The 2,437-nt window shown below is 39.4% G+C and carries 1 protein-coding gene; it reads right to left on the bottom strand.

Annotated features, from left to right (window positions below; translation table 11 throughout):
• Positions 1-87 precede the first annotated feature (87 nt).
• On the bottom strand, positions 88-1,908 hold the full coding sequence (locus BFI01S_RS21540; RefSeq protein WP_061794397.1) for a reverse transcriptase/maturase family protein: 1,821 nt from the start codon (positions 1,906-1,908) through the stop codon (positions 88-90).
• Positions 1,909-2,437 lie beyond the last annotated feature (529 nt).

The raw sequence follows: 2,437 nt of genomic DNA, 5'->3' as shown, positions 1-2,437 counted from the left end.
GCAGGATAGGCATCTGGTTTCCCAGATGCCCTCCACCGAACCACACGTACACCTCTCAGCGTATGTGGCTCTCCATCTATCATAATCTTAGTTATTAGAAGCTTTTATAGTTTGATAACAATGCTCGCACACAGAAATAGTTTTCCTTTTATTTTGTAACATCCAAATATTCCAAGGGCAGCTTGGTGTCAATTCGCTTAGTTTTCGAACGTGGTGAATCCAGACATCAACATTTTCTGCTTCGCATAATTGACATTTCCTGTTTTTAAGTCTGTATCCCGGACTGAAACGCCCGAAAGGGTATTTATATTCTACTTTGACCTCAGTGTTGGCTTCGATTTGAGTTAGTTTTTGTCGTCGAAATCCTTCGTTGTAATATACCATTGTTCGGGTTAAGCCTTTTGCTTGGTATTTTATGCCGAATTCCCCATCCACATCATACTTTGTACGTATTTTCTTGACAGATGATTTATATTTTGCTGCAAAAGTTTTAAGCATACTGTAGTACATGAAGTAATTGAATTTGTGGAGGACTGAGGCATTATTCGCAATCTTATAGTAGTTATATAAACCCCTTACTTCGTTGTTGAATTGTTTTAGGATTTCCATGTCTGTTTTATTTTGCAAATGTTTTCGATGTACCGGTTTCCATTGTTCTTGTCCTATATTTGGCTTAATTTGTAACGCCCTATATTCTTTTAATTTGTTTACCCATACATCTTTTGGTACATACAATTTCACTTTATTGTTGTATGTTTTCTGAAGTTGTCCCTTTTTGTTCCTTTTAGGTGTAAGATTACGCATAACAGTGATGTGATAACCTAGGAATTTAGCTTTCTTTGAGGAATGGGTAATCAAGGTTTTTTCTTGTGAAAGTGTCAAACGCAATTTTTGCTGGAGAAAGCAGGAAATGTCTGCTTTAACCTTTTCAGCGTCTTTCTTTGAACCAATGATTCCACATAACCAATCATCAGCGTAACGTATGTAGAATAAACGTTTGAATTTTGGGTCAAAAGGGTCCGACACAGGTGTTTTAACCATTCTAATATCTAGTTGTTTTATGGTTAAACGGGCTTTTATCTTTTGTTCTGCTGTCATGTAATTCCATTCGGTCTCATATTTTTTCTTTAATTGGTATTTTTGAGATTCTATCCGACGGTATTCTGTCGAACGACGTTTCTTAACTCCCATATCAAAGCTTTTCTTATATTCCATCATATATTCGTCTAGTTCGTTCAGGTAAATATTTGAAAGAATTGGACTAATGATAGAACCTTGTGGTGTCCCAGTGTAGGTTGTATGGTACTGCCAGTTTTCGAGATATCCCGCCTTAAGGAATTTCCATATTAATGAGATAAATCGTTCATCTTTGATTCGTTTCCTAAGCAGAGTTATTAACACGCGGGGATCGATGGCATCGAAGAAACCTTTTATGTCACCTTCAATGAACCATTTTACTCCCGTGAATGTCTTTTGTATGCTATCTAATGCAGTGTGACAGCTTTTTTCGTTTCTGAAACCATGAGAGCAGTTTTGGAATGAGTTGTCCCATATGCTTTCAAGTATCATCCTTACGACTTCCTGAACTAGTTTATCATCGATAGATGGTATCCCAAGGGGTCTTTGTTTGCCATTCTTTTTAAGAATGTAAATCCTCCTAGCCGGTTGGGGTTGATAACTTTCATCCCGTAGGGATTTGATTAGGGCTGAAATTCTTTCGATACTCATTCCATCGATAGTTTTGCCGTCTATGCCTTGTGTCATGTTGCCGGGTTTTGCATAGATATTATTGTAAGCCAATAGGAAGAATTCAAGGTTGAACAGGTTACGATACACCCGTTCAAATCTGTAGTCCGGTTTTGCCGCATTACTTCTAAGATTATTCATAACTACCGTTGGACTTCTCATTGCCTCTCGCAACCTCCAGAAGTTAGTACGAATTTGATAGACTGTTTCCCTTCGCCATGTACATAGCTTTCCTATGCTCGGACTACTACGGAAACTCCGACGCCATGCCGATTAATCGGTTTAGGCGTTCCCCGTTTAGATTGATGGGAACAAGAATGCTATGATGTCGGATACGATTTTCGTCTTTTCAGGAATATTCCGGTGGGTGGAGGGTACGTTGCTGTGACAGGGTCATATGGAGGTCTGCCACACTCCTCACATACGTCGTTACAATGACCTTTCGACGCAGATACATCTTTGGCCCCTCAGACTGTCGTTCAAGCAGTATAGCCTTTATCCTCGTTCATAGCTTTTATCTCACCATTTAGTCGCAGTTTTGGTCATTAACTGACTTATAGCTTCACTGGTATGCTGTTGTCCCTTGCGCGGTTTCCCTACAAAGTAAACCAGTTGATAACGGACTTTGCAACGTTTGTCCGCTGCATTGCTACATGCAGATTTCCTATCAACCCTTTACGGGCGCAACATA

Source organism: Cytobacillus firmus NBRC 15306 (assembly GCF_001591465.1).
GTDB classification, from domain to species: domain Bacteria; phylum Bacillota; class Bacilli; order Bacillales; family Cytobacillaceae; genus Cytobacillus; species Cytobacillus firmus.
The sequence above is the reverse complement of the archived record's forward strand: the minus strand, read 5'-3'. Positions and strand labels throughout refer to the sequence as shown.